Origin of the sequence: Ralstonia sp. OTU4908 (assembly GCF_038440115.1) — a bacterium.
Taxonomy (GTDB): domain Bacteria; phylum Pseudomonadota; class Gammaproteobacteria; order Burkholderiales; family Burkholderiaceae; genus Ralstonia; species Ralstonia pickettii.
In genome coordinates, this window is record NZ_JASATD010000048.1 from 1 (window position 1) to 25,966 (window position 25,966).

The window sequence follows — 25,966 nt, forward strand, 5'->3', positions numbered from 1 at the left end:
GTCCGGACAACATGCCGTCCGGAGGAGGCAAGGAAACGTGCTGCGCTTCCTTCCCCAAGAAATGGCGTCCTGGCCTAAAGGTCACGGTGCAATGGATTGCCGACAAGAAACTGGACGGTGTCACTTACGGGGCTTGGTACAAAGCCGAAGCGAAGGTGCCCGAGTATGGCACCGCCACCTACGGGATGTGGGCCATCTTTCTTCCGGACGATCGAGTCAAGGTCATGATCAAAGATGGCAATGCAAACGGGCATAACCGTGTATGGGCTCGCCCTGCTGATGATGACCCTTATGTGGCCACTGGAACGGTGGACGAAGAACTCACGCGTCAAGATGAAGAGAGGCGCGAGAAGCAACGTCAAATGAAGGTCGCGCGAGAAGCCGAATTGGCCCGCGAAGCCGAACTCAATAAGCAAGAGGAGACAAGCCAATGAAGCTCCTACGCTGGCCCACCAAAATGCCCGCTGGCGGCTTGCTCGCAGAAGGCAAAGCCGCACACGACCACGGCAAGAGCAAGGTAATTGACCCGCTCGGCGCCTGCGAACAAACCATTCACATCAGCCTGTTCTTTGATGGTACCAACAACAACGACGACAGAGATAACGAAGAGTTTCGAGACTCCAAATGGCAAGCCCATACCAATGTGGCGCGCCTCTACAACGCCGCGCATGACAAGCCAGAAAGCGGCGTTTTTGCACATTACATCGCCGGCGTGGGCACAATCTTCAAGAAACTCGGTGAACTCGAATACTCCTCCACAGGCAAAGCTTTTGCACGAGGCTATGGCTGGCGATGCGTGTGGGGTTACACGCGCGTGTTGAATTCGATCTACCAAGCCATCGCGGGTGCGAACGAAGATGCGTTGATTCGAGACGACGAAGCCAAGCGCCTCTGCCATGCCACCGCTGACGGCTACCGGGGCTTCTCCAATCTCTTCGACATGACACACCGCAAACTCGCCGGCATCCAACGCGACAGGCAACGCGACTGCCAGCGCAACAAGATGGTCAAACAGGTGTGGATCAACGTGTTTGGCTTTTCGCGCGGTGCAGCCTGCGCGCGTTCGTTCATCGGAAAGCTCACGCGCGATTGGGCACCGAACGGCAAGATTGCGGGAACGATCCCCTACCAGATCAACTTCATGGGGTTGTTCGATACCGTGGCATCCGTGGGGCCACCGGATTCGGTGCGGGCGGCATTTGATTTCGATACGTTCGATGGCCACTTTGCGTGGTCCAGCGGCGGCCTCATGAACATTCCCAGGGACGTCAAACGCTGCGCCCATTTCTTCTCCATTCACGAACAGCGCATGAGTTTTCCGCTGGATACCATCATGGAGGGCCAAGCCTATCCGGGCGGCGCTGGCCAAAGGCTGGAGGTGGCCTACCCCGGTGAGCATTCAGACGTCGGCGGCGGTTATCCGCCTGGTGCCCAAGGGAAGGCCCGCGCTGGCGATGCCGACAAGCTCAGCCAGATTCCACTGCATCACATGTACATCGAAGCATTGCGCTGGGGTGTGCCGCTTTTGGTTGGTGAGGACATCAGCAAGAGCCCGTACATGAGGGATGATTTTGCTTTGAGTCAGTCGGTCGTCAATGCCTTCAATGCATGGTTGGACAAAATGGGCGAAATATCGACGGTGACAGATGCCATGCGCATCGGCATGCGGCAGAACCTTGCATGGCGCACGCTGCGCGCACGCTGGAACACTGGCGACTATCTCACCAATCGACCGTTCTTCAAGGCTGCTTCTGAAGACAGCTTGACGCCGTATCAACTGGAATTGCAGGTCGACAAGGCAACGGAAACCGATGCAGAAACCTTGAAGTTGCGCCAGCGCATCAAGGAATTGGCCGCAGGTAGCGCCACTGCAGGGCTGGAAAATGCTTCACAGGGCTACGCCAGTGCGGCGAAGAGAGCGGCCCAGATGGAACAGGCTGCCGAACGAGACAAGAAGATGCAGGCAGCCTGGGACGCCATGGCACGCAGGCGGGAGCAACTCTGCCAAGAAATCGCCAGAAAGAAAGACAAGACCCGTCCTGGCGAAGGTGCGGATGAAACCGTCACTAATGATCAGCATGACTTGCGGGAGAGCGCGGAAGAATTCCGCCTGCTGCTGGGCTATCTTCATCCAGAACGGCAAGCCGAGCTTGGCGTTGAGAAACTGCCATCACCGTTGATGGCCAAGATGGAGCGATCTGGGCTCGGCCCGGTTGGCATTGGAGCCGCAGCCTACGATGCCTACAAGAATGCAGCCCAATTGCTTTACGTGCGGCGAGATCGGAATCCGGACAGCGGGCGTATCAAGCTGGTAGACAAAGACATGCATATGCGAACAGGCCCAGTGGTCGCCGGCGCGCTCAAGACCAAGGCATTTCTCCCAGAGCGCTACGACGTGTTGGTGCTGCCAGCACGCGAAATGGTTGAAAAGCTACGGGAATGGACCGCGCCCAAAGCGGTAGAGCAGTTTGAGCGCCAGAACCGAGCCATCATCGCCCTCTTCGATGACTATATCCATGACAGCCGCGCATGGTTTCGCATGCCGTACTTTCATGAGTACGCGCCAGGCGGGTATGGCTGGGCGCGAGTGTTCTTTGTTGGCAACGACAACGCCATCAGGCATTTGGGCTTGGCGGAAGATGCGCGCGCGGCGGAACAAGCTGCACGAACAAAAGCGCTCGTGCGCCGTATCAACGCCGGCCCAACGCCAACGCTCGATGAAATGCTGATGGGAGATTGAACATGCTATCCAGGTCCATCATCGTGGTCGGAGACGTCAACTCCAGCAACGGCCCCGTCATCAGCGGATCACCAACGGACACCATTGACGGCAAGCCGATCGCCCGCAAGGGCGATCTCGTGGACTGCCCCGCGCGCTACCCAGATGGACGCTTGCATGGCATCAACCCCATCGTTGAAGGTGACGATTCCATGATCGTGAACGGCCAACCGGTGGCTCTGCACGGGCATCGTTGCCGATGCGGCTGCGCACTCATCGGCACCACGACGGGGTATGTCGATGGCTAGACGTCAGCGTTCAAAAAAAGCGCCAGTCTGGCTGGCCGATCAAGGTGCGAAACCTGGCAAGCCGCAGGCCAAGTCCGAGCGGAAAGCGCCTGCGGCTGAGAAGAAACTCACGGATATCAAAGGCGCCATCCATGGCAATGACGCCAAGCCGGTGACGGTCGAGGCGTACAGTGAAGCCGCGCTTCAGAAAATGCTGGATCGCATCAAGCGAACGGAGCATCCGTGGGGCTTGAGAATCGCAGCAGGTCGACTACTCAGGGCCATCGCCGATCTGTCTTCCATCAAGCACCTCAGACGCGGTCAAATCGATCACCTGCGTGCCCTGCTGGTGCTCGAAATCCAGACCTTTGAAAAGCTTTGTCATCGGGCGGGCTTTGATCGTCGTCACATCGTGGGGGCGAGCTATTGCTTGTGTGCTGCGTTGGATGAGGAGGCGCATCACACCCCATGGGGCGGTGGCGGCAAAGACGGCATTGGCGCATGGTCGCAACACTCCCTCACCGCGCAGTTCCATGGCGACCGCGATGGCGGCATCAAGGTGTATCAGCTGCTCGCGCGCCTGGTCGAAGACCCCGATGCCAATCTACCGCTGATTCACTTGATTTACGTCATCATGAGCGTGGGCTTCATGGGGCGCTACCGCGTCGAGGGGAATGGAGAACGCGAACATCAACTGTTGCGTGAAAAGCTCTGCGCGATCGTGAAGGCTAGAGTTCCCCCCCTCCCGCGGGAGCTTTCACCGTCATTACACGTCGCCACCGAACGCAACCTCAAGCCGATCTCCTGCGTTCCTGTGTGGTTGACTGCAGTCGTTGGCCTGGTGATTGCCACTGGAACCTATGCGTACTTCCAATTCAAGCTGCACAAGGCACAGGAGGCAGTCTTGCAAACGGTTGAAGCCATCAATCAGATGGTCTCCGCCCCTCCGCCTTTGCCGGCGCTCGACGCGCCAAAATCCCGAGCGAGCGGCCGATAGCGATTGGGGCGGCATACAAAACAGCCCTTGGGGTGCGACGTAGCGTGGGTAAAATCCCCCCGACCGTTACGTCTTAAGCTGTTCGAACACCCGTCATGACCAAGGCCCGCCGCCCTGCCATCAGCATCGCGCCCAATCAGCACGCGGACGACTCGCCAACGCTGTCAAAAGGCCAGCGAGCATTCAACGCGCTGATCAAGCAGATCGAGAATCGGCGCAAGCGGCTGGCGGACTGGGAGGCGGCTACCGTTCAGTTCCAGCGCCGATATGCCGGCGAGTTCTTGCCGCTGGAGCGCAGCCGCATCGCATTGCAGATCCGCTTTGTGCGCAGCCTGGACCAGGTCTATGAGCACGATGCCTTCACCAAGGCCGAGCGCCGCAAGATATCCGCGCTCATCATCGATCTTGCGCGTGACCTGATTGATGAAGACGCTAGCCTGAAGGCGCTCTACAACAAGTACAGCGGCACAGACTTCGACCGTGAAGCCGCGCTGCAAGCCGCGGAGATGAAGTCGAGGCTGGAAGCGGCGCTCGGTGTCGACCTCGGCGACGACGCGGACGTGCATTCGGAGGAAGCGCTGCTGCAGCGCGCCCGCGCGCACATCGAGCAACGCGCCGAGAAGAAGGCCGCCGCCGCAACCAAGCGTGAAGCCCGCCGGGCCGCGCGCACGAAATCTCCGAAGCAACTTGCCGCAGAAGCGCGGGAGGAAGACGAACAGGCGCAGATGAGCCTGTCCATCCGCGAGGTCTATCGCAAGCTCGCCAGCGCCCTGCACCCCGACCGTGAAACCGATCCGCAGGAGCGGGACCGCAAGACCGGCCTCATGCAGCGCGTCAACGAGGCGTATGACAAGAACAACCTCCTGCAACTGCTGGAATTGCAGCTCGAGCTGGAGCACATCGACCAGCACTCGATCAACCGGATCAGCGAAGCGCGGCTGACGCACTACAACCAGATCCTGAAAGACCAGGTGCGGGAGCTTGACCGGCAAATCCATCGCATCGAGACGACGTTCCGATACACGTACGGGTATCAGCAGTTCGAAGCGCTGCCGCCGGACGCCGTCTTGCAAAAACTCGACCTCGACATCGCAGCGCTGCGCCAACAGGTGCGCAACATCGAGCAGGACCTTGCCGCCTTCGACGATTTCCGCGACGTGCGGCGCATGCTGAAATCCCGCACGACGCTCGACTGACGGCCTGCCGAGCCGCGCGTCGATCCAACAGAACGGGCACCTCCAGGTGCCCGTGTTTTTGACTGCGATCGGCCAATCAGAAGCGGTGTTGCAGGCCCGCCGTCACACCGACCTGGTTGTTGCCATAACCCACCACGTCGCGCGACAGGCTCACGTTCTGGCCGTTCTTGGCCTTGGCATAACCGGCAGACAGATACGCCGTCGTGCGTTTGGACAGCGCGTACTGGCCGCGCACGGAGAACAGGATCGGATCTGCATCCGTACCGCCCTTGATGTTCTGCTTGTACACCGCGCCATACAGCGTGAAGGCCGGCGTCACGTCGTAGCTGGCGCCCGCCCAATACATATCGCTGCGCTGGCTTGCGGCAGCCGTCGTGAACGCGCGCTTGTAGTTGCGATAGCCTGCGAAGAGCTTCAGTGCACCAAAGTCGTAGCTGGCACCGGCGTGAATGCCCTGGATGTAATCGGTCGTGTCTGCCGGCGTGGTGCTCGTGCCTGCGCCGTTCTGGCGATCCCACGTGAGGGCTGCCGAGAAGCCGCCCACGCTGTAGCCGACGCCCAGGTCGTACTTGGAGCCGCTCTTGAAGTTGCCGGCGGCCTCGCCAAAGCCCACGGTGGCTGCTCGCGCTCGATGCGTGGCTGACGTATTCGCGCGCCATGACTGCGGCCAGCGCCGCGTTTGACCGCACACTGGAAGCGTTGCTCAAGGCCATGCGTGAAGGCGTGCGCCTGCGCAACAAGCAATTCGCCATCGACCTGCCCTACCTCGCGTTGGAAATACTGAAGTCGGAAACGGGCGGCAGCATCTTTTACCGGATTGTCGATACCGGCGGCGGCACACTCACTGGCTACGACGATCTACCCATGCCGAGCGGTCGGCACCCCACGGCATATCGCACCGTCTTCTACGAGTCGCTCTTTCGCGGCAGGCAGGTGCGGCGCGCAGCTGTTGCCGGTGCGCGATGCGCTGTCGGCCGAAACGCATGTCATCTGGCTGCTGGTAGGAGAAACGCTGGAGCCGCGCGAGGCGCTGGCCCATGAAATCCTGGCGGGCTCATTGCAGCAGGAGGTGCTGCTCGTGGTGCTGGCCGTCTGCATCGTCTGGTGGGGCGTGCGGCGCGGCCTTCGACCGCTGCGGCAGTTGAGCGAAACCGTGGCCGGTCGCGGCACCGATGAGCTTGCCCCGCTGCCGCAGCAGGGCCTGCCTGCAGAAGTGGCCCCACTGGTCGAGGCTATCAATCAGTATGTGGCCCGCCTGCTGCGCTTGGTGCAGGCCCGCAAACGCTTCTTTGCCGATGCCGCACATCAATTGAAGACGCCGCTGGCCGTGATTCAGGCACAGTCCGAACTCGCCCTGCGCGAGCCCGATGGCGAACGCATCCGACGCCACCTTGAACCGCTGCACGGTACCGTACGCCAGGCCGCGCGCGGCGTGCAGCAACTGCTGTCGCTCTCGCGCCTGGAGACCGACAGCGGCTACGCGCCACTGCTCCAGCCGCTGCGCCTGGACACACTGGCTGGCGATGTGGCGCTGGAACTGGCGCCCGTTGCGCGCCGATCCGGCGTCGACCTCGGCTTTGAAGGCGAGCCCCTGACGGTGGCCGGCGAGCCCCAATGGCTGCAGGAACTGGTCGGCAACCTGCTCGACAACGCCATCCTGTATGCCGGCAACGGCGCACGCGTCACGCTGCGGGTCAACCGGCAGGCGATGGCGATGCTCGGCGAGCAGGCCGTACTGCAAGTGGAAGACGACGGCCCCGGCATTGCCGTGCCGGAGCGCGATGCGGTCTTCGGCCGTTTCTATCGTGGCGCGGCATCGGAAGGCCACGACGGCAGCGGCCTCGGCCTGGCGATCGTCCGAGAGATTGCCCGCCTGCATGGCGGCACGGTGGCGCTGTCGGACACACCGGGCGGAGGGCTGACAGTGAGTGTCTATCTCGCGCTTGCGCTGCCTGAAGAGCATCCGGCCTGAACAGCGGTTGCTGCGCGACAACATGGAGTTCGTGGTGTCCGCACGGTTGGCCCACGGCGTGCACCGTTTGCGTGACGATGCGGCGCACCATTTTCACGCAGCCCGAGCCGGCCTCTGTTCCGGCCGAATTGGTTCCATCCGTGCTCTGTTATGCCCGCCGCACGCGGGCTGGCAGACGACCTAAACTCAGACGCATCGGCACCACCATACGATCGACCGCCGAGCTTGCTCGGGCAAGGCATTCGGGGTTTTCCCTATTGTGGTGCCGAGGGCCCGCACGCCCATGGGATGTGCCCGCGCGGCGGCCGTAAATGGCTCCATCAAATAACCGGGATTGGGTCCACTTGGCAGAACAATGAGCCGCTATAGTCCATCAACAATTCGTCACAACACGGCATGTTGGCCGACCCGAACAGATCGGGGAACGGCACGACGCGCAGCATGAGCGTCAGCCAGCAAATGTGCCGCCTGCAGCCGACAGCGCTCAGCCCAATGACCGACATGGTATGGAGGAAGCAGCAATGAAGACCGACGACGTGATCGTCAGCTTTCGCGGTGTACGCAAGACGTATGACGGCGAAACCCTCGTGGTCAAGCATCTGGACCTGGACATCTACCAGGGCGAGTTCCTCACCCTGCTCGGCCCCTCGGGCTCGGGCAAGACCACGTGCCTGATGATGCTGGCCGGGTTCGAATTCCCGACCGGCGGCGAGATCCGGCTCGAAGGCGCGCTGCTCAACAACGTGCCGCCGCACAAGCGCAACATCGGCATGGTGTTCCAGAACTACGCGCTGTTTCCGCACATGACGGTGGCGCAGAACGTCGAGTACCCGCTGACCGTACGCAAGCTGCCCGCCGCCGAACGTGCCGAGCGCGTGCACAAGGCCCTGCAGATGGTTCGCATGGAAGGCTTTGCCAAGCGCTACCCCGCCCAGCTCTCCGGGGGGCAGCAGCAGCGCATTGCACTGGCACGCGCGCTGGTGTTCGAGCCCAAGCTCGTCCTGATGGACGAACCGCTCGGCGCGCTCGACAAGCAACTGCGTGAACACATGCAGTACGAGTTGAAATCGCTGCACGAAAAGCTCGGCGTGACCTTCGTCTACGTGACGCATGACCAGGGCGAGGCGCTCACCATGTCCGACCGCGTGGCCGTGTTCGACAAGGGCATCGTGCAGCAGCTCGACACGGTGGACAGCCTCTACGAACGCCCCTGCAACGAGTTTGTCGCCAACTTCATCGGCGACAGCAACACGCTGCGCGGCACCGTCATCCGGGTCGACGGCGATTACTGCGAACTGCAGCTCAACGACGGCGCCCGCGTGGTTGGCCGCAACGTCGCAGGTGCCAATGTCGGAGCCACGGCTACCGGCTGTATCCGCCCCGAGCGCATGCGCCTGGCCGAAGGCGCCTCCGCCGCCGGCAATGCGCTGGTGGGCCAGACGCGCGGCCTCGTCTACTTTGGCGACCACGTGCGCATGCGCTGCGCCCTGCCCGACCAACCCGAATGTTTTGTGAAGGTGCCGCTGGGCACGCGCGCGCTCGAAGGCTTCGCACCCGGCGCACCGATCCAGCTTGAGTTCGCGCCTGAACATCTGCGCGTTTTTGCATGACGCACGCGGGCAGCCCTGCCCGCATGCCTCGACCACACGTTGTACCCACACGCCAATAAGAGGAGCCAGGAATGAAACACATCACAAAGACGCGTCTGTCCGTGCTTGCCGGCGCATTCGCCATCGCATTCGGCGCGCACGCTGCGGAAATCACCGTTGTGAACTTCGGCGGCGCCAATGGTGACGCGCAGAAGGCCGCCTTCAACAAGCCGTTCGAGGCGCAAACCGGTAACAAGGTCACCGTGGTCGAGTACAACGGCGAGCAGGCCAAGATCAAGGCCATGGTGGAAGCCAAGCACGTCAACTGGGACGTGGTGGAAGTGGAATCGGGCGACATCGGCCGCGGTTGTGACGAAGGCCTGTTCGAGAAGCTGGACTGGAGCAAGATCGCCAAGAAGACCGACCTGATCCCGGAAGCGCCGCAGACCTGCGGCGTGGGCTTCTTCGTGTGGTCCACCGCACTGGCCTACAACGCCGACAAGCTCAAGACCGCCCCCAAGGGCTGGGCCGATTTCTGGGACGTGAAGACCTTCCCGGGCAAGCGCGGCATGCGCAAGGGCGCGCGCTACAACCTGGAATTCGCGCTGATGGCCGACGGCGTGCCCGTCAAGGATGTCTACAAGGTGCTGGCCACCAAGGATGGCCAGAACCGCGCGTTCAAGAAGCTCGATCAGATCAAGCCGTACATCCAGTGGTGGGAAGCCGGCGCACAACCGCCGCAGTTCCTGGTGGCGGGTGACGTGGTGATGTCCACCGCCTTCAACGGCCGCATCGACGCTGCGCAGCGCGAAGGCAAGAACCTCAAGGTGGTGTGGAACGGCAGCATCTACGACCTCGACTACTGGGCCATCCCGAAGGGCTCGCCCAACAAGGCCCTGGCCGAGCAGTACATCGCGTACACGCTGTCGCAGAAACCGCAGCAGGAATACGCCAAGCACATCGCGTACGGCCCGGCCAACGTTGCGGCAATCAAAGCGCTCGATGCCAAGACGCAGGCCAACATGCCGAACTCGCCCGAGAACAGCAAGAACGCGGTGCTGCAGAACCTGCAGTTCTGGACCGACCACGGCGACGAGCTGGAACAGCGCTTCGCTTCGTGGGCGTCGAAGTAACCGCATAGCGGTGTAACGCAGTGACCGCGCGGATGCCCTGCAGGTTTGGCAAGGCATCCGCCGGACGTATTCCCGTAGCAATGGCGAGGCAGCATTGAACACCAGGACGATCGCGGCTGAATCGGTTCCGGAATCGACGGCCAAACTCAAACGCGAACTGAAGAGCGCTGAGGCGCGCAGGCGTGCCATGGCTCTGGCGCTGGTGGCGCCGCTCGCCATCTTCCTGCTGCTGATCTTTGTCGTGCCGATCGGCGCCCTGCTCACGCGCGCCGTGCAGAACCCCGAGGTGGCCGACGCGCTGCCAAAAACCGTCGTCGCCCTGAAGGGCTGGGACCGCAAGAGCCCGCCGGCCGATGCCGCCTACGCAGCGCTCGCCGCCGACCTCACGACCGTGAGCGAAGGCGAAGCGATGGGTGCTCTGGCCCGCCGCCTCAACACTGAAATCCCGGGCTTCCGCTCGCTGGTTGCCAAGACGGCGCGCGCCATGCCGCTGGCGGATGACCAAGGCAAGCCACTGGCGCTGACACCCGGCCAGACCCGCGCCAAGCTGCTCGAAGTCGACGAGCGCTGGGGCGAAGTCACGTACTGGCAGGCCATCGCCAAGAACAGCAGCCGCACGTCGCCGTTCTACCTGCTGGCCGCGCTCGACCACCGCCAAGACGCCTTCGGCCATATCGAAGCGACCGACGCCGACGAGCAAATTTACGTAACGGTGTTCATGCGCACCTTTGTCATCAGCGCGATGGTGACGTTGTTCGCATTGCTGCTGGGCTATCCGCTGTCGTACTGGATTGCCTCGCTGCCAGAGCGCCGCGCCAACCTCGTCATGGTGATGGTGCTGATCCCCTTCTGGACGTCCATCCTGGTGCGGGTGGCGGCGTGGATCGTGCTGCTGCAGACCGAAGGCCTGATCAACCACGGGCTGATCGACCTCGGCATCATCAAGGAGCCGCTGGCGCTGCTGTTCAACCGGGTGGGCGTGTACATCTCGATGACGCACATCCTGCTGCCGTTCATGATCCTGCCGCTGTACAGCGTGATGAAGTCGATCCCGCCCACGTACCAGCGCGCAGCCGTGTCGCTGGGCAGCCATCCATTTGCCGCGTTCTGGCGCGTGTATGTACCGCAGACGTATCCGGGCATCGGCGCCGGTGCGCTGCTGGTGTTCATCCTGGCACTGGGCTACTACATCACGCCCGCGCTGCTCGGCGGACCGAACGATCAGATGGTCAGCTACTACGTGGCCTACTTCACCAACGTCACGATCAACTGGGGCATGGCGTGCGCGCTGGGTGCGCTGCTGTTGCTGGCCACGCTGGTGCTGTACGCCGTGTATGGACGCTTCACGCGGCCCAAGGTCCGCGTCGGCTAACGGAGAACATCGACCATGAAACTCGCCAAACCGATGTTTGCCCCGCACACCTCGCTCATTGAACGCATCTGGTATTTCGCGCTGCGCGGCCTGGCCGTGCTGACGCTGCTGTACCTCGTGCTGCCGGTGCTGGTGATCGTGCCGCTGTCGTTCTCATCGAGCACGTTCCTCTCGTATCCGATTCCGAGCTATTCGCTGCGCTGGTATCAGAACCTCGTCACGTCGGACGAATGGCGCATGGCCGCCAAGAACAGCTTCATCGTCGCGCCGGCAGCCACCATCGTGGCAACGGTGCTCGGCACGCTCGCCGCCATCGGACTGAACAAGGCCGACTTCCGCGGCAAGGGCCTGCTGATGGCGGTGCTGGTGTCGCCGATGATCGTGCCCGTGGTGGTTGTGGGCGTGGGCATGTACCTGTTCTTTGCGCCGCTGGGGCTGGCGAACACGTATATCGGCCTGATCCTCGCGCATGCGGCGCTGGGCGTGCCGTTTGTGGTGACGACGGTACTGGCGACGCTGCAAGGTTTCAATCACAACCTGGTGCGGGCGAGCCTGTCGCTGGGTGCCAACCCGGTCATGACGTTCTTCCGCATTACGCTGCCCGTCATCGCACCGGGCGTGATTTCCGGCGCGCTGTTTGCGTTTGCCACGTCGTTTGACGAAGTGGTGGTAACGCTCTTCCTGGCGGGGGCCGACCAGGTGACGCTGCCGCGCCAGATGTTTACCGGCATTCGCGAAAACATCTCGCCGACGATTGCGGCGCTGGCGACGATTCTGATTGTGTTTTCGACGTGTCTGTTGCTGACGTTTGAATGGCTGCGGGGGCGGGCTGCGGCTAAGGCGGTGGCGTAGGCGGTTTGGGTTTTGGTTGTTTTCTGTGGTTCATCCCCTGTTTCAGCCCCGGCAGGAGTGAAACAGGGAATGCGCTGCTGTGCCAAGCATCAAGCCCCAAGTTCCCACACCTCGGAACTCAACACGCGAAGCTCTTCGCACGGCGCTCAGAGCTCGGCAGTTGGCGTTCTGAACGCCATGCCCCGGGACGGGCGTGCTTAGAGGAACATCCCGCCCGAAGCTTCAATACGCTGCGCATTGATCCACCGGTTGTCCGGCGACAGCAGCGAGGCCACCACGCCGCCAATATCGTCCGGCACACCAGCGCGTCCCAGCGCCGTATTGGCCGCCACCATGGCATTGAGGCTGGCGTTGTCGCGCACCGCACCGCCACCAAAGTCCGTCTCGATGGCGCCCGGCGCCACCACGTTCACGGCAATGCCGCGCGGGCCGAGTTCCTTCGCCAGATACCGCGCCAGCACCTCCACCGCGCCCTTCATTGCCGCATACGCGCCGTAGCCCGGCAGCGCAAAACGCGCCAGCCCCGACGAGATATTGACGATGCGCCCGCCGTCAGCCATGAGCGGCAGCAGGATCTGCGTGAGGAAGAACACGCCTTTGAAATGCACATTCATCAGTTCGTCGAACTGGGCTTCAGTGGTTTCGGCCACCGTGGCGTGCACGCCCACGCCGGCGTTGTTGACGAGGTAATCGAAGCGCTCGGCCTTCCACTGCGTCAGCACGCCGTGCACGGCCTCGGCAAAGGCGGGGAACGTGGCGATCTTGCCGGTGTCAAGCTGCAAGGCAGCGGCACGGCGGCCCTGGGCTGTCAGTTCGGCGACGAGGGCATCGGCTTCAGCGCGGTTAGTGCGGTAGGTGAAGATCACGTCGGTGCCGCGCTGGGCCAGCTTCTGCACCATGTTCTTGCCAAGGCCGCGGCTGCCGCCGGTGATGATCGCGATGGGGGTATGGGTCTGCGTCATGGTTGCTCTCCGGTTGGGTTTGGGATGGGTGTTGAACACCGTGAGAGCATGGTATTGGGCGACAAACCAAGAATAAATCTCGCTTATCCTATCGCTGTGTTTGCTCACAGATAACAATCAACCCACCCGCCATGTCTACCAACCGACTAGAAGCCATGCAGATTTTTGTGCGCGTGGCCGAACTTGCCAGCTTCACGCGTGCGGCAGAAGCGCTGAGCATTCCCAAACCGGCCGCCTCGGTGGCGGTGCAGCAGCTGGAAACGATGCTCGGCACGCGCCTGCTGCACCGGACCACCCGCAAGGTGCAGCTTACGCAGGACGGCCAGACGTTCTATGAGCGCTGCCAGGATCTGCTGGCCGACATGGACGAGCTGCAAACGATGTTCCGCCAGAGCCCGCAAGCCCTGCGCGGCCGCCTGCGTGTCGACATGCCGGTGGGCGTTGCGCGCCGCATCGTCATCCCCGCCCTGCCCGCGCTGCTCGATGCGCACCCCGAACTGGAAATCGAACTCTCCAGCACCGACCGCCGCGTGGACCCGGTGCGCGAAGGCTTCGACTGCGTACTGCGCATCGGCACGCTCACCGACAGCAGCCTCATCGCCCGCCCGCTCGGCCAGTTGCATCAGGTCAACCGCGCCAGCCCGGCCTACATCGCGCGCCATGGCATGCCGAAAACGCTCGAAGACCTCGACCGCCATCGCATCGTCCACTACGTGCAGACGCTGGGGACGAAATCGCCTGGATGGGAATACACGGTGGACGGCCGCTCCGCATTCCGGCCGATGAAAGGCGCGGTGACCGTCAGCTCGGCCGAGAGCTACGACGCAGCGTGCCGCGCGGGGCTGGGGATGATCCAGGCGCCGGTGTACGCGGGGCTGTCGTCGGCGATTGCGGACGGTACGCTCGTCGACGTGATGCCCGACTTCCGGCCTCCGCCGATGCCGGTGTCGCTGGTGTATCCCAACCGGCGAAACCTGCCGGTTCGGGTGCAGGTCTTCATGAACTGGATGAGCGAGCTGCTGGGGCCGTATCTGGAACCGCTGGGCACGAATGCGTAGGCGCCCCGCCATGCGGCCGGTGTAGTCTCACGGCTTGCCCCTGCCACCAACCTCGCCGCCGCCCCAGCCTATGAACGCTCTCCAACACTGCGCGATGTGCGCGCTGCTCGCTTGCAGCGTCGCCATCGCCTCTCCCGATGAAGATCGACTCGGCAAGGCGCAAGGCTATCCGCTTGCGCCAAGCGCGGCCCGCATCCACGAGGCGCCGTACATCGTGGGGGCCTTCAGCGGCATGGACCGCATCTCGCCGTCTTGCGAACTGGCGCCGGCCGACCAACCGGTGCAGCTCAAGATTGCAGAAAAAGAGGCGGATGTCCGGTATCGCTTCCGCAACCATGACTACACGCTGGCCGACTACATGGAGCATCAGCGCGCGACCGCTGTGCTGATCGTTCAGGACGGCGTCATCCTGGCGGAGCATTACGGCTACGACCGCACGCGAGACATGCGGATGCTCTCCAACTCGATGGCCAAGACGCTCGTTGCACTGGCGATCGGCAAGGCGCTGGAGGATGGAAGCCTGCGCTCGCTGGAGGACCGTGTGGACCAATACGTGCCCGAGCTTGCAGGCACGCTTTACGGTGGAACGCGCATCGTCGATCTGCTGCGCATGGCCTCCGGTGCCAAGTATGTCGAGGACTACACCCCGACCGACGACCGGGCACGCTTCCTCAAGACGGCAGCGGAGCAAGGCGTGCTCGCGGCAGCGGCCCAGGTCAACGAGCGCGCCGACGCGCCGGGCACGCGTTTCAACTACGCGGGCGCGCAAACCGAAGTGTTGGCGCTCGTGCTGCAAGCGGCGACGCACCGCAGCCTGTGCGACTTCGTTGACAACAAGCTATGGAAGCCGATGGGGGCCGAAGCCAAGGCGACCTACCTCGTGCGTCAATCCGACGGATCGGCGTTTGCACAAGGCGGTTTCAATGCGACGGCGCGGGACTACGCGCGCCTCGGGTCCATGCTGGCCAACGATGGCGTGGTGCAAGGCCGGCAAGTCGTGCCGTGAGACTTCCTGCTCGACATGACCGACGCATCGCGCCAGCCCGACGCGTTTCGCCCGGGGCAGATGACGTATCACGGCAGCCGCTACTACGGTTACGGCTTCCAGGTGTGGCTTTTGCCGGGACAAGCGCGGCGGTTCGTGCTGCTCGGCATCCATGGACAGGCGATCTACGTGGACCCGCAATCCAGGCTCACCATGGTCCATCTTGCGGTGGGCCAGGACGCGTCGGGCGATGCAAGCGGCGCGCACCTGGGCGCTGAGCGTGATGCGTTGTGGCGCGGCGTTGTGGAGAAGTTTGGCCGCTAGACGCTCCGCAGGTGCCGGTGAAAAAAAACGCGCCGAGATCACGTCGGCGCGCCTTCGTTTTGCTGCTGAGCGGACTGCTTACGCCATCCACTTCCGCGCGTTGCGGAACATCCGCATCCACGGGCTGCTGCCGTCGCCGGCGGCTTCCCATTCCTTCGGATGCCAGCTCATCTGCACGGCGCGGAACACGCGTTCCGGGTGCGGCATCAGCGCAGTGAAGCGGCCGTCGTGCGTCGTCACCGAGGCAATGCCCTGCGGCGAGCCGTTCGGGTTCAGCGGATACGTCTGCGTGACTTCGCCGCGGTTGTCGACGTAGCGCAGGCCAACGGCCACCTTGTCGATGTCGCCTTGCTGCGAGAAGTCGGCATAGCCTTCGCCGTGCGCAACGACGATGGGAATACGGCTACCTTCCATGCCCGCGTAGAAGATCGACGGCGATGCTTCGACTTGCACGGTCACCAGACGCCCTTCGTACTGCTCCGACTGGTTGCGCGTGAACTTCGGCCATGCACCGGCGCCCGGGATGATCGGGGCGAGGTTCGCCATCATCTGGCAGCCGTTGCACACGCCCAGCGCGATCGAATCGGTGCGGTTGAAGAAAGCCGCGAACTGCTCGGCGAGCATGCTGTTGAAGAGGATCGTCTTCGCCCAGCCTTCGCCCGCGCCCAGCACATCGCCGTAGCTGAAACCGCCGCAGGCGACGAAGCCCTTGAAGCTGGCGAGGTTGGTGCGGCCTGCCAGCAGGTCGCTCATGTGGACGTCGTAGGTGTCGAAGCCGGCCTTGTCCATCGCATAGGCCATTTCGATCTGCGAGTTCACGCCCTGCTCGCGCAGGATCGCCATGCGCGGGCGGGCGCCCGTGGCAATGAACGGTGCGGCCACGTCTTCCGCCAAGTCGAACGTGAGCTTGGGCGAGATGCCCGGGTCTTCAGCGTCGAGGATGCGGTCGTATTCGCTCTGCGTGCACTCGGGGTTGTCGCGCAGGCTGGCGATGCGCCAGGAGACATCCGTCCAGGTGCGTTGCAGTTCGATGCGCGACGCGCTGAAGACCTTCTTGGCGTCGCGCCAGATTTCGATGTGATCGTTGGCGTTGGGCGCGCCGATCACGTGGCTGCAACCGGCCAGGCCGTGCTCACGCAGCACCGCAAAGACGGCGTCGCGCTGGGCCAGCGGCACCTGGATGACGGCACCGAGTTCTTCGGCAAACAGCGCGCGCAGCGTCAGGTCGGCGCGGCGGCCGGAGACTTGCTGCGCCCAGTTCTTGGCGTCGCCGTAGTCGGATTCATGCGCGCCGTCGAGCGTGAGCATGTCGACGTTGATCGACACGCCGCAGTGGCCGGCGAAGGCCATTTCGCAGACGGTCGCCCACAGGCCGCCGTCGGAACGGTCGTGATACGCCAGCAGCGAACCGCTTGCGTTCAGTTGCTGGATGGCGGCGAAGAAGCGCTTGAGGTCTTCGGCGTCATCTACGTCCGGCACGCTGTTGCCGATCTGCTCCGTGACCTGCGCCAGGATGCTGCCGCCCATGCGATTCTTGCCGCGGCCCAGGTCGATCAGGATCAGCGTGCTGTCTGCCGGCGCGTTCGCCGATTCGACCTGCTTGAGCTGAGGCGTGAGCGTCTTGCGCACGTCCGTCACCGGCGCGAACGCCGAGACGATGAGCGACACCGGCGCGACCACTTCCTTCGCCGTGCCTTCGTCTTCCCACTTGGTGCGCATCGACAGCGAATCCTTGCCCACCGGAATGCTGATGCCCAGTGCCGGGCACAGCTCCATGCCGACCGCCTTGACGGTGTCGTACAGGCGGGCGTCTTCACCGTTTACGCCGCAGGCGGCCATCCAATTGGCCGACAGCTTCAGTTGCGTGAGCGAGTCGATCGGTGCAGCGGCGATGTTCGTGATGGATTCGCCGATGGCCATGCGACCCGACGCGGGTGCGTTGATGACGGCCAGCGGCGTGCGCTCGCCCATCGTCATCGCTTCACCGGCGTAGCCCTTGTAGTCCAGCGTGGTGACGGCCACGTCGGCCACCGGCACCTGCCAAGGGCCGACCATCTGGTCGCGCGTGTTCAGGCCGCCCACAGTGCGGTCGCCGATGGTGATCAGGAACGACTTGCTGGCGACGGTCGGATGACGCAGCACATCGCGCGCGACGACTTCCAGGTCCAGCCCGGTGACATCGACTTCCGGCAGTTCCTGCGACACACGGTGCACGTCACGGTGCATACGCGGCGGCTTGCCGAGCAGCACATCCATCGGCATGTTGACCGGGAAGTGTTCGGGCAGGTCGGCTGCGGTGTCGCTGTCGACCACTTGCAGTTGCTGTTCGTCCGTGGCGAAGCCGACCACAGAGAACGGGGCGCGCTCGCGCTCGCACATGGCCTGGAAACGGGGGAAATCGCCGGGGGCAATCGCCAGCGTGTAGCGCTCTTGCGATTCGTTACACCAGATTTCGGCCGGGCTCAGGCCGGACTCTTCCAGATGCACCTGGCGCAGGTCGAAGCGCGCGCCCTTGTCGGCGCCATCGACGAGTTCCGGGAAGGCGTTGGAGATGCCGCCGGCGCCCACGTCGTGGATCGACAGGATCGGGTTGTCCTCACCCAACGCCCAGCACGCGTTGATGACTTCCTGCGCGCGGCGCTGCATTTCGGGGTTACCGCGCTGGACAGAATCGAAATCCAGGTCCGCAGTGTTGGTGCCGGTGGCCATCGAGCTGGCTGCACCGCCGCCCATGCCGATGCGCATGCCGGGTCCGCCCAGCTGGATCAGCAGCGTACCGGCCGGCAGGCCGTGCTTGTGCGTATGACCGGCGTCGATATTGCCGATACCGCCCGCGATCATGATCGGTTTGTGATACCCGCGCACGGTCCCGCCCACGTTCTGCTCGTAGACGCGGAAGTAGCCGCCGAGGTTGGGCCGGCCGAATTCGTTGTTGAACGCAGCGCCGCCGATCGGGCCTTCGATCATGATCTGCAGCGGCGAGGCGATGCGGTCCGGCTTGCCGACGGGGCCCGGTGCAGCTTCATTCGGATTGCGGTGCGCCACCGGCTGAGCGGTATCGCGCGCGTTTTCCCACGATTGCACGGCTTCGGGCAGCAGCAGGTTCGACACGGTAAAGCCAGTCAGGCCCGCCTTGGGCTTGGCGCCGCGGCCGGTTGCACCTTCGTCTCGGATTTCACCGCCGGCGCCGGTCGACGCACCCGGGAACGGCGAAATGGCCGTGGGGTGGTTGTGCGTCTCCACCTTCATCAGCGTGTGCGTGAGGGCTTCGCGGCGGCCGTATTGCGGCACGCCCGTCTCGCCTTCCGTGCCCGCGTGCGGGAACCAGCGCTCGGCCATGCCGCCTTCCATCACGGCGGCGTTGTCCGAATACGCGACGATCGTGCCCTGCGGCGCGAGCTGGTGCGTGTTGCGGATCATCGCGAAGAGCGACTTGTCCTGCGTTTCGCCGTCGATGGTCCAGTCTGCGTTGAAGATCTTGTGCCGGCAGTGCTCGCTGTTGGCCTGCGCGAACATCATCAGCTCGACGTCGGTCGGGTTGCGTTCGAGCTTGCGGTAGGCGTCGACCAGGTAGTCGATTTCATCGTCGGACAGGGCGAGGCCCATTTCGACGTTGGCGGCTTCCAAAGCACGACGACCAGCCTCCTGGCCACCGGCGATATCGACAAAGCGCAAAGCCTTGGCGGGCAACACGTCGAACAGGCCGTAGCCGGCTTCGCGCGTGTCGATGACCGTTTCTGTCATGCGGTCGTGCAGGTGCTCGGCCACGGCGGCGCGGGTGGCGTCGTCCAGATGCTTTGCAGCACCGGTCAGGCTGCGAATGAGGCCCTTCTTGCACGTGATGGTGAATTCCACGCCGCGCTCGATGCGGTGGATTTGCGGCAGTGCGCAGTGGCGCGCGATTTCCGTCGCTTTGCTGGCCCACGGCGAGATCGTGCCAAAGCGCGGGATGACCACAAAGCGGTCGCCCTCGACATCGGCCGGAGCGGGCGAACCGTACGTCAGCAGCGCTTGCACACGGGCGGATTCATCGGCCGACAGCGGCGTGTCGGCGGCCACGAAATGCAGGTATTGGGCACTGACGCCATCGATGTCCGGATCGATGCGCTTGAGGGTGGAAAGCAGGCGTTGCTGGCGGAAGGCGGACAGCGCGAGAGCGCCGGGAAAGCACGAGAAATGCGCCATGGTGGGCAAGGCAGGCAGTAGCTGGAAGGAGGGACTTCCCGGCGTGCGCGGGAAAACCGTTATTGTACCTTGCCCCGCCCTTGTTACCGACCCTCAAATCGGCCTGAAAAGCGCCTGCCTCGACCGGAAATCGTCGAAAACGGCCGTTTTACAGCGACGTGGCGGACCGCGCAGCCTGCTCGTAGAGGCCCGTCAGCACGCGCAGCAGGCGCGCCAGCTCGCCAATCTCGGCATTTTCCTCGCCGCTGGGCGAAATATTGCTGGTCAGGCACTGCTCGCGGATCTCGCGGTAGCGGGCGCAGGCCTTTTCGCCTGCTTCGGTGGTGGTGTAGGTGACTTCCTTGCCGTTGCGCGTGCCTTCCACCAGGTCCATCCCCTGCAGTTTCTTGAGGGAATACGTCACGAGATGGGTGTCTTCCACGTTGAGTACGAAGCAGATGTCGGCCAGGCGCTTGGCCCGCCCGCGATGGTTGACGTGGTGCACCACCAGCACATCGAGGAAGGTCAGGTCCCGCACGCCGGCAGCGGCCATGCAGCGCACGCACCAGCGGTTGTAGGCGTTGTAGGCGGTGTTGAGCGCAAACTCGAACTCCGACAGCTCGGGGCTGCGCGCCGACACCAGATGCGACGAAGACACGATCGGCCCGCCCTTCCCTGCGTCCTCATTGACTGCGGATTGCGGCAGATCAGCTTTCGGGGTGGTCGGCGATTTGGACATTGCAACGGGGCTGGGAAAGGACCGGGAACGCGGGCTATTGTAAGAGAATAGATCGTCATGTCTGTACAGCAGAAAGCGTAGTTGCCATGTCCTCACACCCCGCCTGGCGCGAAATCCTGATCGACGGAGCCTTGGCCGCTCACACCGGCGCCGACCTGCTCTTCGGCACAGCGGGCGTCCGCGCGCTGGAAGCAGCTGCGTACCGAACCCTCGAACCCTTCACCTTGATGGCCAGGGCGGGCGAAGCCGCCGCCGACTGGCTGCAGACGCGCGCGCCACACGGGCATGTCCTGCTCGTTGCCGGCCCAGGCAACAACGGTGGCGATGCGCTCGTTGCGGCGACGGTGCTGCATCTGGCCGGGCGCGCCGTCACGGTGTGGCTTGCCGCCGACCCGGCCAAGCTGCCTGATGACGCGCGCCGCGCCTGGACGGAGGCGTGTGCCGCCAATGTCCCCATCGAACATCTGCACACGGCCGCTTCGATGCCGGCTGCTGCCTCCGTCATCGTCGACGGCCTCTTCGGCATTGGACTCGCCCGACCGCTGACGGGGATGCATGCCGCACTGGTCGACACGATCAACGCCAGCGGCTTGCCGGTGTACGCGCTGGACACTCCCTCGGGGCTAAACGGCGATACGGGCCAGCCGCCCGCCCCAGAGTCGCCCTTTGTCCAGGCGCGCGCCACCATCACGTTCCTCGCCGTCAAACCGGGCTTGCTGACCGGCGATGGCCGCGACGCCACCGGCGACATCGCGCTGGCTGACTTGCAAGCCGCGCAGGCGGCTTATGACGGCGTGATTGAAGCGGACGCGTTCGTCAACACGCCGTCACGCTGGCTCACGCACGTGCCGCGCCGGCGGCATAACGGCCACAAAGGCACATACGGCAGTGCGGCAATCGTGGGCGGTGCGGCTGGCATGGTCGGAGCGCCGCTGTTGTCTGCGCGTGGAGCGCTCTATCTCGGCGCGGGCAAGGTGCACGTGGTCTCGCTTGCCGCCGATGCACCGCGTGTCGACGCCGCGCAACCGGAATTGATGCTGCACACCTGGGGCGCACTCGATCTGGGCGGCATGCAGGCGCTGGCCGTAGGCCCCGGCATGGGCACCGGCAAGGAGTCGGAAGCCGCGCTCGAGCATCTGCTAGACCGCATGCTGTCGGCGCGCACGCCTGCCGTGTTCGACGCCGATGCACTGAACCTCTTTGCGAAAACGCCGGCGCTGCTCGCACGGCTCACGCAGTTGGCCGGAAGCGGTGTGCCGTTGGTGCTGACGCCGCATCCGCTGGAAGCCGCGCGACTGCTGCACACCGATGCGCGCGCCGTCCAGCACGATCGGCTGTCCGCCGCCAAGGCGCTTGTCAATCGGACGGGCGCGGTGGTCGTGCTCAAAGGCTCGGGCACAGTCATCGCGGCGCCTGGCATCCAGCCGGCCATCAACCCAACCGGCAACGGCGGGCTCGCCACCGGCGGCACGGGCGATGTGCTGACCGGCATGATCGGCGCACTGCTTGCGCAAGGCATGGGCGCGCGCGAAGCCGCACTGGCGGCTGTATGGCTGCACGGGCGAGCCGCCGATGACCTCGTCCACGCGGGCGTCGGCCCCATCGGCCTGCACGCAAGCGAGCTATGCGCGCCGGCGCGAGGCGCTCTCAACGCCTTGCTGGCGTCGGACGTTCGCCGATAGAAACACGTCATACAGCGCCGTTATACTGCCTACTCGTTTTCCCGCACCAACCTCACGTCACATCACGCCGTATGCCCACAGCCCTACCCGCCTGGCAGTCCCTGTCGCAACATGCAGAATCGATCCGCGCAGCACATATGCGCGACTGGTTTGCCGCGCCGGATGCCGAAGAACGGGTACGCGCGTTCACGCTGGATGCGGCTGGCCTGACGGTCGATTACTCAAAAAACCGCCTCACCCCCGAGACCCTGGCGCTGCTACTGCAACTTGCTGACGAGGCCGGCGTGCTTGCGCTGCGCGATGCCATGCTGCATGGCGACCGCATCAACAACACCGAGCACCGCTCCGTCTTGCACGTGGCCCTGCGTGGCCGCGCTGAAGACGACTATCGTGCCGACGGCGAGCCCGTCATGCCCGAAGTGCTGCGGGTGCGCGCGCAGATGCGCGACTTTGCCAACCGTGTGCACAGCGGCGCATGGACAGGCTATTCCGGGCAGCGCATCACCGACGTGGTGAACATTGGCATCGGCGGTTCGGACCTCGGCCCGCGCATGGTGTGCCGCGCGTTGGAGCACCTTGCCGTGCCACAGGTGCGCGTGCATTTCGTCTCCAACGTCGACGGTACGGACTTGGCGGAAACGCTCGACCATCTCGACCCCGATACCACGCTCGCGATTGTCTGTTCGAAGACGTTCACCACGCTCGAAACAATGGCGAACGCGCACAGCATGCGCGGTTGGTTTGTCGAGCATGGCGTAGCTGAAGACCAGCTCAGGCACCACTTCGTCGCCGTCTCCACCAACCGTGAGGCGGTCGTCCAGTTCGGCATCGACCCGGACAACATGTTCACGTTCTGGGATTGGGTGGGCGGGCGGTTCTCGCTGTGGTCGGCGGTGGGCCTGTCGATTGTGCTGGCAATCGGGCCGCAGCAATTCGAAGCGATGCTCGATGGCGCGCGCGCCATGGACCGCCACTTCGCCACGGCCGCGCCGCGTGAAAACTTGCCCCTCATTCTCGGGATGCTGTCGGTCTGGTATCGCGGCTTCTTCGACGCGGCGAGTGCCTGTACCGTGCCCTACTGCGCGCCGCTGGAGCTGCTAACCGACTTCATGCAACAGTTGGAGATGGAGAGCAACGGCAAATCCGTCCAACGCAACGGCGCGGCCATCGATACCGACACCGGCCCCATCGTCTGGGGCACGGCCGGCACCAACGGGCAGCATGCGTATTTCCAGTTGATCCACCAGGGCTCGCAGATCGTGCCCGTGGATTTCATCACCACACTCGAGCCGGTGCGCACCCTGCCCGGCCACCACGCCAAACTGCTCGCGAACTGCTTTGCGCAGGGCGAGGCGCTGCTGCTGGGGCGCACCGCCGAGGAGGTCCGCGCGGGCGGCGTCACCGACGAAGCGCTGGTGCCGCACATGGTGTTCGAAGGCAATCGCCCGAGCACGACCATCCTGATGGAAAGGCTGGACGCTGCGTCACTGGGCGCACTCATCGCCTGCGCCGAGCACCGCACCTTCGTGCAGGGTGCGGTGTGGAACATCAACTCGTTCGATCAGTGGGGCGTGGAGCTTGGCAAGAAACTCGCCAAGCCGATCCAGGCGGAACTGGAAGGGGCTCCGGCCTCCGTGGCGCATGATGCGTCGACGGCGGCGTTGATTCGCCGCGCCAAGGCCGCCCTCTGACGCAAACGTTCAGAGTTCAGTGACGATCTCGTCGCCGACGAGATGCCCAGCTTCAATGGTGAGAATACGGCTGCATCGCGCAGCCACGGAGCGGTCGTGCGTCACCAGCACCAGCGTGGAGCCGGCACTGCGGTTGAGTTCAAACATCAGCGCGATCACGGCTTCGCCAGTGGCGGTGTCGAGACTGCCGGTCGGCTCGTCGGCAAAGAGAATTTCGGGCTCGGTCACGAACGCGCGCGCCAGGGCCACGCGCTGCTGCTCGCCGCCGGACAGCGTCTTCGGGTAGTGCGACAGCCGTGCTCCGAGGCCGACACGCTCCAGCAGGACCGTGGCGCGCCGGCGCATATCGGCGGTGCTCACGTCTCCCTGCAACTCCAACGGCAGCATCACGTTCTCAAGGGCCGTCAGATGAGGCAGCAACTGGAACGATTGAAAGACAAAGCCGACGTGGCTGCCACGCACGGCTGCGCGGCCATCCTCGTCCAGCTTGAACAGGTCGTTGCCCAGCAGCTTGACGGAGCCCGATGTCGGCAGGTCCAGGCCCGCAAGCAACCCAAGCAGCGTCGATTTTCCCGAGCCCGACGCGCCGACAATCGCCAATGTCTCGCCCCTTTCCACACGGAAGGCAACATCGCTCAGAATAGGCAACTCACCGGTGGCATCGCGCACGGTCTTGTGCAGCAAATCGACTTCAATCACCCAGGTAGCGGAAGACGACATGATTGGACTGGTAGGTAGTAGAAGGCGCAGTGTGAAGTTACTCGCCGCGGCGCTTGGCTGCGCAGTGTTCGGCATGCTGCCACTCGCACAGACGGCTGCAGCACAAGGCGCGCCTGCATCGCATCGCGTGGTGGTGCTCGGTGACAGCCTGTCGGCGGGATACGGCCTGGCGCAAGGCACAGGCTGGGTCGCGTTACTCGACAGGCGACTCAAAGAACGGAAGCCCGATTATAGCGTCGCCAATGCAAGCATCAGCGGCGACACCACGGCCGGCGGCCGCTCGCGCTTGCCCGCCGTGCTGGCCCGCGAAAAGCCCTCTGTCGTGATTCTCGAACTGGGCGGTAACGACGCGCTGCGCGGCCTGTCGCTCGCCTCCAGCGAGGGCAACATGAAGGCGATGATCGAAGCATCGCAAGCGGCTGGCGCGAAGGTGCTGCTGGTGGGCATGCGCATCCCGCCCAACTACGGCCCGGATTACAGCGAGCGCTTCTTCGCCATGTTCGGCAAGCTGGCGCAGCAGTACAAGCTGCCACTGGTGCCATTCCTGCTCGAAGGGGTTGCGCAGCGGCCCGACTGGTTCCAGGAAGATCGCATCCACCCCATTGCCGCAGCGCAGCCGACGATGCTCGATAACGTGTGGCCCAAACTGGAACCTCTCCTTAAAGCCCGGGTCGGAAGATAACCCTTCTGCCGCACCGATGGCGTCATCCGGCGCATCGGATTTCCGGCTCCGGCACGGCGGCCACCTCTCACTCGGGCGAACACCATGAAGCTTCTGGCAAGCGGGCTGCGCGCAGCGCGTGACAACAAGCGGTTCCTGGTCGGCATGTCGCTGCTTTTTGCCTTCCGCGCCTGCATTGCGGACTGGGCAGTCGTGCCGAGCGGCTCAATGAATCCCACGCTCATCGAAGGCGACTACATCTTGATGAACCGGTTGGCTTACGGGGTGCGCGTACCGGCCACCACCGTCTGGCTCAAGCGCGGCAGCGACCCGCGACGTGGTGATGTCGTCGTCTTCTCCTCCCCCGAAGACGGCACGAAGCTGGTCAAGCGACTCATCGGGCTGCCCGGCGACGTGGTTGAAATGCGTGACGAAGCGCTCTACATCAATCACCAGCGCTTGGCCTATGCGCCGCTGCCAGACGTCGCACCCGGCGCGCTGCCGCAAGCAACGGCGATGCTGCCGCACGAACTCTGGTCGGAAGCGCTACCGGGCCGGCAGCACACCGTGATGGTCTTGCCGGAGGTGCGTGCCCTGCGCAGTTTCGGTCCCATCATCGTCCCGCAAGACCACTACCTCATGCTGGGTGACAACCGCGACAACAGCCGCGACTCCCGCTACTTCGGTCTCGTACCGCGCAAGAATCTGATCGCTCGCGCTTCCCACGTGGCCCTATCGTTCGATCCAGACCACTTGTACATGCCGCGCCTCGCACGCATGGGCAAGCCGCTGGACTAGCGCAACGCCAAAAAGTACGCAAAGAAAAAGCCCCCTCGTTATTGAGGGGGCTTTTTCGTCAGGCT

20 protein-coding genes and 2 pseudogenes are annotated in these 25,966 nt (G+C 63.9%); 17 read left to right on the top strand and 5 right to left on the bottom strand.

Going from position 1 to position 25,966, the window contains the following annotated elements:
• The 5 genes from AAHM38_RS22900 to AAHM38_RS22920 all read left to right on the top strand — a co-directional run.
• A partial coding sequence (locus AAHM38_RS22900; RefSeq protein WP_342234325.1) for a DUF3304 domain-containing protein occupies positions 1–434 on the top strand: 434 nt, incomplete at its 5' end.
• Complete coding sequence (locus AAHM38_RS22905) at positions 431–2,740, top strand: T6SS phospholipase effector Tle1-like catalytic domain-containing protein (protein ID WP_116577025.1); 2,310 nt, start codon at positions 431–433, stop codon at positions 2,738–2,740. The genes AAHM38_RS22900 and AAHM38_RS22905, both read left to right, overlap by 4 nt.
• 2 nt (positions 2,741–2,742) lie before the next feature.
• Positions 2,743–3,027 carry a PAAR domain-containing protein gene (locus tag AAHM38_RS22910; RefSeq protein ID WP_116577026.1) on the top strand — a complete coding sequence of 95 codons (285 nt, stop codon included), beginning with the start codon at positions 2,743–2,745 and terminating at the stop codon, positions 3,025–3,027.
• Positions 3,014–4,003 (top strand): type IVB secretion system protein IcmH/DotU, encoded by a 990-nt coding sequence (gene icmH, locus AAHM38_RS22915; RefSeq protein WP_259395723.1) that lies wholly within the window; start codon positions 3,014–3,016, stop codon positions 4,001–4,003. Before AAHM38_RS22910 ends, icmH begins: the two co-directional genes overlap by 14 nt.
• 95 nt (positions 4,004–4,098) lie before the next feature.
• Positions 4,099–5,199, top strand: a complete 1,101-nt coding sequence (locus AAHM38_RS22920; protein ID WP_116577028.1) for a J domain-containing protein — start codon at positions 4,099–4,101, stop codon at positions 5,197–5,199.
• Between the two features lie 76 nt (positions 5,200–5,275).
• Here AAHM38_RS22920 and AAHM38_RS22925 read toward each other — a convergent pair.
• Positions 5,276–5,818: pseudogene (locus AAHM38_RS22925) on the bottom strand (porin); the annotation flags it as partial.
• Between the two features lie 38 nt (positions 5,819–5,856).
• Between AAHM38_RS22925 and AAHM38_RS22930 the strand changes: the two are divergent.
• The 5 genes and pseudogenes from AAHM38_RS22930 to AAHM38_RS22950 all read left to right on the top strand — a co-directional run bounded on the left by AAHM38_RS22930 (position 5,857) and on the right by AAHM38_RS22950 (position 12,117).
• Positions 5,857–7,171, top strand: a pseudogene (locus AAHM38_RS22930) (sensor histidine kinase N-terminal domain-containing protein).
• Positions 7,172–7,692: 521 nt separating this feature from the next.
• Positions 7,693–8,781: an ABC transporter ATP-binding protein gene (locus AAHM38_RS22935; RefSeq protein WP_065855118.1), complete on the top strand. Its 1,089-nt coding sequence runs from the start codon at positions 7,693–7,695 to the stop codon at positions 8,779–8,781.
• 71 nt (positions 8,782–8,852) lie between these two features.
• Positions 8,853–9,893, top strand: coding sequence for an ABC transporter substrate-binding protein (locus AAHM38_RS22940; RefSeq protein WP_012762036.1), 1,041 nt, complete (start codon positions 8,853–8,855; stop codon positions 9,891–9,893).
• 94 nt (positions 9,894–9,987) lie between these two features.
• The gene (locus tag AAHM38_RS22945) at positions 9,988–11,265 is read left to right on the top strand and encodes an ABC transporter permease (protein ID WP_116577029.1); all 1,278 of its coding nucleotides are present in this window, start codon (positions 9,988–9,990) and stop codon (positions 11,263–11,265) included.
• A 15-nt stretch (positions 11,266–11,280) separates the two neighbouring features.
• The gene (locus AAHM38_RS22950) at positions 11,281–12,117 is read left to right on the top strand and encodes an ABC transporter permease (protein WP_012762038.1); all 837 of its coding nucleotides are present in this window, start codon (positions 11,281–11,283) and stop codon (positions 12,115–12,117) included.
• Positions 12,118–12,314: 197 nt separating this feature from the next.
• Here the strand turns inward: AAHM38_RS22950 and AAHM38_RS22955 are convergent, their stop codons facing one another.
• Positions 12,315–13,079, bottom strand: coding sequence for an SDR family NAD(P)-dependent oxidoreductase (locus AAHM38_RS22955; RefSeq protein ID WP_116577030.1), 765 nt, complete (start codon positions 13,077–13,079; stop codon positions 12,315–12,317).
• Between the two features lie 131 nt (positions 13,080–13,210).
• Between AAHM38_RS22955 and AAHM38_RS22960 the strand changes: the two genes are divergently transcribed.
• The 3 genes from AAHM38_RS22960 to AAHM38_RS22970 all read left to right on the top strand — a co-directional run bounded on the left by AAHM38_RS22960 (position 13,211) and on the right by AAHM38_RS22970 (position 15,446).
• Positions 13,211–14,137 carry a LysR family transcriptional regulator gene (locus tag AAHM38_RS22960; protein WP_116577031.1) on the top strand — a complete coding sequence of 309 codons (927 nt, stop codon included), beginning with the start codon at positions 13,211–13,213 and terminating at the stop codon, positions 14,135–14,137.
• A gap of 70 nt (positions 14,138–14,207) precedes the next feature.
• Entirely contained in the window at positions 14,208–15,143 is a 936-nt protein-coding gene (locus AAHM38_RS22965) for a serine hydrolase domain-containing protein (protein WP_257019911.1), read from the top strand.
• A 15-nt stretch (positions 15,144–15,158) separates the two neighbouring features.
• Positions 15,159–15,446, top strand: a complete 288-nt coding sequence (locus AAHM38_RS22970; RefSeq protein ID WP_257019912.1) for a hypothetical protein — start codon at positions 15,159–15,161, stop codon at positions 15,444–15,446.
• A gap of 78 nt (positions 15,447–15,524) precedes the next feature.
• On the opposite strand, the gene purL is transcribed toward AAHM38_RS22970, so the two are convergent.
• Both purL and AAHM38_RS22980 read right to left on the bottom strand, forming a co-directional pair.
• Complete coding sequence (purL, locus tag AAHM38_RS22975) at positions 15,525–19,631, bottom strand: phosphoribosylformylglycinamidine synthase (RefSeq protein ID WP_116577032.1); 4,107 nt, start codon at positions 19,629–19,631, stop codon at positions 15,525–15,527.
• A gap of 148 nt (positions 19,632–19,779) precedes the next feature.
• Positions 19,780–20,349 (bottom strand): winged helix DNA-binding protein, encoded by a 570-nt coding sequence (locus AAHM38_RS22980; RefSeq protein WP_012762043.1) that lies wholly within the window; start codon positions 20,347–20,349, stop codon positions 19,780–19,782.
• Between the two features lie 86 nt (positions 20,350–20,435).
• Between AAHM38_RS22980 and AAHM38_RS22985 the strand changes: the two genes are divergently transcribed.
• Both AAHM38_RS22985 and pgi read left to right on the top strand, forming a co-directional pair.
• A complete protein-coding gene (locus AAHM38_RS22985) occupies positions 20,436–22,031 on the top strand; it encodes an NAD(P)H-hydrate dehydratase (RefSeq protein ID WP_116577033.1) in 1,596 nt (531 codons plus the stop codon).
• Between the two features lie 71 nt (positions 22,032–22,102).
• Positions 22,103–23,722 carry a glucose-6-phosphate isomerase gene (gene pgi, locus AAHM38_RS22990; RefSeq protein ID WP_116577034.1) on the top strand — a complete coding sequence of 540 codons (1,620 nt, stop codon included), beginning with the start codon at positions 22,103–22,105 and terminating at the stop codon, positions 23,720–23,722.
• Positions 23,723–23,731: 9 nt separating this feature from the next.
• Here the strand turns inward: pgi and AAHM38_RS22995 are convergent, their stop codons facing one another.
• Positions 23,732–24,442, bottom strand: a complete 711-nt coding sequence (locus AAHM38_RS22995; RefSeq protein ID WP_116577035.1) for an ABC transporter ATP-binding protein — start codon at positions 24,440–24,442, stop codon at positions 23,732–23,734.
• 73 nt (positions 24,443–24,515) lie between these two features.
• Here AAHM38_RS22995 and AAHM38_RS23000 point away from each other — a divergent pair, with 73 nt between their 5' ends.
• Both AAHM38_RS23000 and lepB read left to right on the top strand, forming a co-directional pair.
• Positions 24,516–25,124 (top strand): arylesterase, encoded by a 609-nt coding sequence (locus AAHM38_RS23000; protein WP_009238064.1) that lies wholly within the window; start codon positions 24,516–24,518, stop codon positions 25,122–25,124.
• Positions 25,125–25,208: 84 nt separating this feature from the next.
• A complete protein-coding gene (gene lepB / locus AAHM38_RS23005; protein ID WP_116577036.1) occupies positions 25,209–25,901 on the top strand; it encodes a signal peptidase I in 693 nt (230 codons plus the stop codon).
• The last annotated feature ends 65 nt before the right edge of the window (positions 25,902–25,966 follow it).